Annotated in this window: 6 protein-coding genes and 1 pseudogene; 3 read left to right on the forward strand and 4 right to left on the reverse strand. The window is 53.9% G+C overall.

The features are described from left to right. Positions 1–4: 4 nt before the first annotated feature. From E1958_RS19080 to E1958_RS19090, 3 genes are all read right to left on the reverse strand, one after another. Positions 5–673, reverse strand: a complete 669-nt coding sequence (locus tag E1958_RS19080) for a TIGR04211 family SH3 domain-containing protein (protein ID WP_133513285.1) — start codon at positions 671–673, stop codon at positions 5–7. 63 nt (positions 674–736) lie between these two features. Further along, positions 737–1657 (reverse strand): ornithine carbamoyltransferase, encoded by a 921-nt coding sequence (gene argF, locus E1958_RS19085; RefSeq protein WP_133513286.1) that lies wholly within the window; start codon positions 1655–1657, stop codon positions 737–739. A 5-nt stretch (positions 1658–1662) separates the two neighbouring features. Further along, positions 1663–2865, reverse strand: a complete 1203-nt coding sequence (locus tag E1958_RS19090) for an aspartate aminotransferase family protein (protein WP_133513287.1) — start codon at positions 2863–2865, stop codon at positions 1663–1665. 297 nt (positions 2866–3162) lie between these two features. On the opposite strand from E1958_RS19090, the gene E1958_RS19095 reads away from it, so the two are divergent. Next, a complete protein-coding gene (locus E1958_RS19095) occupies positions 3163–5145 on the forward strand; it encodes a hypothetical protein (protein WP_133513288.1) in 1983 nt (660 codons plus the stop codon). A gap of 156 nt (positions 5146–5301) precedes the next feature. Here E1958_RS19095 and E1958_RS19100 read toward each other — a convergent pair. Beyond that, positions 5302–5721: pseudogene (locus tag E1958_RS19100) on the reverse strand (IS1595 family transposase); the annotation flags it as partial. Between the two features lie 369 nt (positions 5722–6090). Here E1958_RS19100 and E1958_RS19105 point away from each other — a divergent pair. Together E1958_RS19105 and E1958_RS19110 are read left to right on the forward strand one after the other, a co-directional pair. Next, a complete protein-coding gene (locus tag E1958_RS19105) occupies positions 6091–6522 on the forward strand; it encodes a hypothetical protein (protein ID WP_243448506.1) in 432 nt (143 codons plus the stop codon). After that, positions 6519–7184, forward strand: a 666-nt coding sequence (locus E1958_RS19110) for a BsuBI/PstI family type II restriction endonuclease (protein ID WP_133513289.1), incomplete at its 3' end; no start/stop codon positions are given. The genes E1958_RS19105 and E1958_RS19110, both read left to right, overlap by 4 nt.

Below are 7184 nucleotides of genomic sequence, written 5' to 3' on the forward strand. Positions count from 1 at the left end.
TGTACTAGAGTGTCCCCCAATCGGTCTTACGGCGGCGGAAGCGTATGTAGGGCAAGATGAGACCGATGAGGATCGCGCCGATAACCACGCCGGCACCGATCAGGAACCAGCGCTGGTTCGTCTCGTTCTTCAGGTCCCGGTTCTTTTGCCGTAAATCGGCGACCTGTCCTGTCAGATCCGCTACGCTCTTGCGCAGATCTGAGCGTTCCTGGGTGATGGCCACCAGGTTGGTGGAGGCGTATTTAATAGAGGCGAGCTCCTCCTCCAGCTGCTCCTTTTCCTGCCCCAGGGCTTCATGATCGGCCTTGAGCTTTTGGTGTGCCGATCGCAGCTCAGAGAGCTTCACAGCCAGCTGATCCGGTGCCTGCTGGAATTCCGCCAGGCGGGCCTCCATTGCGACCAGCCGGTCCCGCGCCCCCGGTTCGTCCTGCAGCTGGCGAGTCAGTACGTAACCGGTGGTTCCGTCCCTGGTCCGAATCCGCGAGTAACCGGTCCTTTTATTCGTACCCAATTCCTCCACCGCTTCGCCACTCGTCAGGTAGCGGAGGATCTTGTACCTGGTGCTCTCGCCCTTTCGCAATTCGATCTGGGCTATGTCGGTTATATAGCGGGTCTCGGCCAAGGCCTGACCAAGGCCGCACAGGCAGAGCAGTAAGAGGAGAAAACGTGTCATGAAGGACCTCTGGTAACGGATAACAATCGCGGAGCGCCTTTATTCAGGTTCGTTATGAGCAAGTCAGGCCGCAAGCAGGAACTCCAGCAAGGCCTTTTGGGCGTGTAGCCGATTCTCTGCCTCGTCCCACACCACCGACTGGGGACCGTCGATGACCGCAGCCGACACTTCCTCACCCCGATGGGCCGGAAGACAATGCATGAACAAGGCATCAGGGGCGGCATTCTCCAGCAGGGCCTCATCCACCTTGAACCGGGCAAAGGCCTGCCGACGCTGTTTCTGTTCCTGCTCCTTCCCCATGCTGGTCCACACGTCGGTGACCACGAGATCCGCGTTTTCCACTGCTTGCGTTGCGCTTTGCATAAGGGTGCAGCGGTCTCCGGCGCCCGCGAGGATAGCGGGGTCCGGACGGAACCCTTCCGGGCAGGCGATGCGCAACTCGAAATCGAACAGCCGGGCCGCATTCACGTAGGAATGACACATGTTGTTGCCGTCGCCGATCCAGGCTACCGTCCGCCCGCGGATGCTTCCCCGGTGTTCTTGGTAGGTTAGCACGTCCGCCAGCAGTTGGCAGGGGTGAAAACGGTCGGTGAGGCCATTGATCACAGGCACCAAAGAGCACCCCGCAAAGCGCTCCAGCGTGCGCTGCTCGAAGGTACGGATCATCACTGCATCGACCATGCGGGACAGCACACGCGCGCTGTCTTCCACCGGCTCACCGCGGCCGAGCTGCGTGTCCTGCGGCGATAGAAACAGGGCATGACCGCCAAGTTGGGTCATGCCGACCTCGAAGGAGACCCGGGTTCTGGTCGATGACTTCTCGAAGATCATGCCCAGGGTCCGATTCTTCAAGGGCTCGAAACGCTCGCCGCTACGGACCAGACGCTTGAGCTCGGTGGCCCGTTGCAGCAGGGCCCCGGCCTCATCCGGGGAGAGGTCCAGCAGGGTGAGAAAGTGTCGTAACGGTCTGCCGATGGAATCCATAGGTGTCAGCCTGCCGCAGCATTCGAATCCACGGGCGATTGCAAAAAACGCCGGATCAACAATGAGAGTTCCTGCAGCAACAGATCCGCCTCGCTTTGCTCGAGGATCAGCGGCGGCAGCAGACGCACGACACGCTCGGCGGTCACATTGATAAGCAATCCCGTTGCGAGGGCCTGAGGGACCAGATCGCCACAGGGCCGGTCGAGCTCTATACCAATCATGAGCCCACGGCCACGGATATCGAGTACGCCTGCGACTCCGCCCAGTACGCGATCGAAACCGACGCGTAAATAGTCGCCCATTTGGGAGGCGCGGTCCGTCAATCGGTCACGCTGAAGGGTCTCAATCACGGTTTGGGCGACCCGACAGGCCAGCGGGCTTCCACCGAAGGTGGTGGCATGGGTGCCCGGTCCCAAGGTTTGGGCCGCCGCGTCCCGGGCCAGGCAGGCACCCAGCGGGAAACCATTGCCGAGTCCTTTGGCAAGGGTGACCACATCGGGTCGGATGGCGTTGGCCTGAAAGGAGAGGAAGTGCCCGGTGCGGCCCATGCCGGTCTGTACCTCGTCCAGCATGAGCAACCAGCCGCGACGGTCGCATAGCTCCCGCAGTCGGTTGAGATAGTCCGCGGCGGGGATGTTGATTCCGCCCTCGCCCTGGATCGGCTCTACCAGGATAGCGGCGATATTGGGGCGATTGGCGGCCGCGGCCTCCACCGCTTCCGGATCGTCGTAGGGGACCCGGACGAATCCCTGCACCAGGGGCTCGAAGCCCGCCTGTACCTTACGGTTTCCGGTGGCGCTCAGGGTGGCCAGGGTGCGGCCGTGAAAGCTTGCCTCCATCACCAGGATGGCGGGGTGCTCAATGCCTTGGTTATGGGCGTGGAGGCGGGCGATCTTGATGGCCGCTTCGTTGGCTTCCGCGCCCGAGTTGCAGAAGAACACCTTGTCCATACCCGAGAGCGCGGTCAGCGTCTCCCCCAAGGTCTCCTGCATGCCGATCCGGTACAGGTTTGAGGTGTGGATGAGGTCCTTAGCCTGCTCGCACAGGGCTTGGTGCACAGCAGGGTGGGCGTGTCCCAAACCGCATACGGCGATACCCGACAAGGCATCGAGATAACGCTTGCCGGCGACATCCCAAAGCCAGACGCCCTCGCCGCGGGCGAAGGTGACCGGAAGTCGGCTATAGGTAGCCATCAAGCACTTGCTCATACGCGAACCTCACTTCCCCAAAAAGCAAGAGGCGGTTCCACTCGGACGGGAAACCGCCTCCAACCTCCTGACAGGAATTTGAGTATAGCCTGAGATACAAAATCTATCCAAGCCTGTTGATCGATTCCCATGCTGGGAAACCTTGGGGCCGGGAAAGATCGGGACCGGATCGCTATCGTCTCGGTATATAATCACACATGATCCGACAATTAGCCTCCTCACATGTATGCTAAAGTTATCCGGACCCTGCCAATTTTTGGATTCTTGCACCGGTTCCGCCCGTTAAAGGAGTTTGACATGTCAAAGTTATTTAAGGACGTTCAGCTTCAGTCAAATGCTGGAAAATGGAAGGCGTTGCCGGATCCGAAAACCTACCCGAGCGTACGGGACCCGGATTATGAGGATACCAGGAAGTCGCTTAATAATGAATACCAGCGGTGGTGGAGCTCACTTTTACTTTATTTGAAACCATTCGCTATCGCTGAACTAAAAGAGAGTATTAAAGCCGAAATTGAAAAGATCTCGGAGATTAAACTGCTGCGGTTATGGGAACCCGAGATAAATATACAGCAGCCGGTAGGATATGAAGTATACGAGCCTTATCGTATTAAAGTAAGAGCACCTTTAAAGGGATCTTATAGCATCAGGATCAAAGCAAAGCTACATATTAAAAAGAGGCTTCCGTTAGGACTGGATATTAAAACCGATGAGGTCTTCACCTTTGTGGTACGCAAGCTCCATGTTGCCCAAGAGGCTCGATTTAGACATCTTGATCCGGAAAATATTGAGATTATACATCTTAGTCAACCGAACATTTCCTTTAAAATCGATATTGAGGGAGATGGATTGTCCAGTATGCTGATTGCCGCAATAGGCGAGCTGTTCGTCGACTATCAACTTAATAATATTATCAGGATGCTGACCCGTAAAATAACCGAGAAATTCCCAACTTTAATAAGAGAGAGCAAAACACCCTTAGCGCCTGACGCACCTTTATTATCAGGGCCAGTAAAACCGATCGGATTTAAAAGATTCATTAATAATCTTGAGAAAAAAATAAGCGGATATCATCTTCCTTACGGCACACTGATGGCCGTTGATACCGACCGTGAGGATAATACAACCTGGATTGATCATTATTCCGGGAGTTCATCCATAAATGCCCAGAATTATTCTTATCTCTATACCAGAGACAGCCCTATCTTTACCGGTATTTATCTGGCATCGCAGAGTTATAGATACGCAGTGACCAAAAATGAGCAGGCAATAAAAAATATACGGCAGGTATTAGCGGGAATAGATAGGCTTTTTAAGGTTAATGATACCGGTTTAATGGCACGATTGGCCGTACCTGCGGACTCGCCTTTGGCACGGAAAATAAAACTTCACGGAATAAAATTCAGGCAGAGAAAACTTGAAGATGGTAAAGTCTGGATATCCATTCAAGATAAAGGTATCACAAGGGACCAGTACTTAGGCATCCTGTTCGGGCTGGCTACCCTTTATGAACATGTCGCCGAAGATTACAAGGATATTGGGTCTGCTGTTAAACGGTTATTGGCCCTTCAGTTTAATTTTATGATGAGAAACAATTGGTTTTTGGTAGGAGACGAGACCCGAACCGGCGTACCCAATTTTTGGACTCCGGGCAGTGACCAAAAATACGCTTATTTAGCAGTCAACAATTTTGTGACCGGCGGCAAGTATCAGGCCCAATTGAATGAGATTAAGCGAGGAGTTCCCGCTGTCTGGCTGACGGCCTGGTTGAACACCTGTAATACGGTCGCCAGGTATTACAAATTCGATTTAGCTTACCTTTCATATTACTGTGTACTCCATTTTGAAACCGATCCGCTGATTAGAAAGCACATCCAAGGAGCTCATCGCATCGTGGAAAGTGCCATCCACAATCACCTTAATCCGCATTTTGATTTAATGCGTATAGATTTTGGAAGTGTTAAGAAAGAACATTTAGCGGACAATATTCGAGCCGCTATGAGTCAATATATTCAAAGGGGACATCGTAAGGGTCCTGTGGATCGGAGCCTTATGAATAAATACCACTTCCGGGAACTCCACCTTGACTCCGGTAAAGAGACCGTAACGACCATACCCGTCTGGCCAAAAGACCGGAGCTATGTTCATTTCTTTCAATGGGAGAGAAATCCCTGGAGCTTAGCATGCTATCCGGGTAACAAAAAAATAGAGTCTGTCGGCCTGTCAATCACCTGGCCCTACTGGTTTGGACGATATCTGGGGGTATTTTCCGAGGATGATTGAAGTGTTCTTTATTTTGCGCAATCACAAAATCAGGTAGGGGGTAATATTTAAATGGAATCCTAGCCAACAGTTGACAATTTTTTCTGTATGGTCTAGATAACTTTAGAGTGGATTTTCTCTCAGCAGAGTTAGTATTCTATCATAGAGATTTTCCGCTCAGTGATTAAATCTAAACTTACATTCCTTGAGGTGTAAATGAAACGTTTGTCGTGGAACACCATTGAATTTTGCAAGTCTTCGTTTAGCCTGTGACCAGAATGATTCAATGCCATTGATATGGCAATTCCCGCGGGCAAATTCATGCTTGCCATGATGCACTCGGAAATGTTTTTTGTAACCCATGTCCACCAACCCATTATCGCCTCTCCAGCCGTCCGAGTGGATGATGTTGTCCAGGGCTACTTGGCCCCGGATCACGGCCTGTAGCTGCTTTTTGGAAGCGTCTGGGACGATTTCCGTGTAGACTTTCCCCTGCCGCTCCAGGATCCCGAAGACAATCGTTTTACCGGCTGCTCCGCGCCCCTTTTTTCCGCGAACACGGCAGGCACCAAAATAAGATTCATCAACTTCAACCTCAATGCCACGAGCGAAAAAGAAATCGCGATTCGGCCAATTCTTCACACCCGAAAGAACCGCGGTTTTCATGGCTGGTCTTTTCCCGGATTCAAGCGGCAATTGCCGGTTACTGGATGCGGGGGCTGGAATTGGATCGCTTTCCGCGGCTTTTCTCGATAGGTGGCTGTCAGGCGGTTTTCATTTTCAGATCGAATTATCCCCGGCTATCCGCTACACACTGGTCGATCTCGGCATTAAGGTAGCGACCGGGCCGGTAGTCGATTTCCGGCTCAGAGAGAGTACCTGCGAGACATGCCGGGACCGGGCACCGTTCCCTTGCTCTGCCCCGCTCATTTCAGCAGCAGCGGCACCAGATGGCCGATTGAGGGCATGAAGAAGCCCAACGCCATCAAGCACAACGCCAACACCGAAAAATGGCTTTACCCGAGCGGCTTTTACTGTGTGGTACGACGCTTCTCGTCCAAGGAAGAAAAGCGCCGGGTCGTGGCGAATGTGGTCGATCCTGACACATTCGGTGATGTGTCCGTACTGGGCTTCGAGAACCACCTGAACCTGTTCCACAAGAATAAGCGTGGTTTGCCGCAAGCATTGGCCCACGGGCTGGCCGTATTCCTAAACACGACCGCGGTTGATGAGAACTTCCGACGCTTCAACGGCCATACCCAGGTCAATGCAACCGACCTCAGGCTGATGAGGTACCCGAGTCGTGACACCCTCGTCGAGCTCGGCGAATGGGCCGCTGACCGCGGAGAACTTACGCAGGCCATGATTGACGCCAAGCTGGAAACCTTGGCCGAATGAACGACAAGAACGAGTACATTGAGGCCACGCACCGGATCATTACTTCCTTGGGCCTACCACGGGCACAGCAGAACGAACGCTCCGCCTTGTGCCTGCTGGCCCTGTTGAACCTCACGCCAGGCAAGGCGTGGGCCGATGCTGAAAACCCACTCATGGGTATCACGCCTATCATGGACTGGGCGCAGGAGCACTACGACAAGGAATATGCACCGAACACCCGCGAGACATTCCATCGTCAGACTATGCATCAGTTCTGTGATGCAGGAATCGTACTTTACAATCCGGATCGGCCGGACCGCCCGGTGAATAGTCCCAAGGCGGTCTATCAAATCGAACCTGCCACCTTGGCCCTACTGCGCACCTTCGGCACGCCCACCTGGTATAAAGCGCTAACGGTCTATCTGGCCGAGCGTGAAACACTGGTCACACGCTATGCCAAGGAGCGCGAGCAGAACCGCATCCCGATTGAGATTTCACCGGGAAAGGAAATCACCCTTAGCCCAGGCGAACACAGCGAACTAATCCGGGCCATCATCGAGGATTTCGCGCCACGCTTCGCGCCGGGTAGCGCATTGGTCTATGCCGGAGACACCGGGGACAAGTGGGCCTACTATGACGCCGCACTGTTGGCTGCGCTGGGAGTAGAGGTAGATTCACACGGC

It is taken from the genome of Candidatus Thiosymbion oneisti (assembly GCF_004359955.1).
Taxonomy (GTDB): domain Bacteria; phylum Pseudomonadota; class Gammaproteobacteria; order Chromatiales; family Chromatiaceae; genus Thiosymbion; species Thiosymbion oneisti.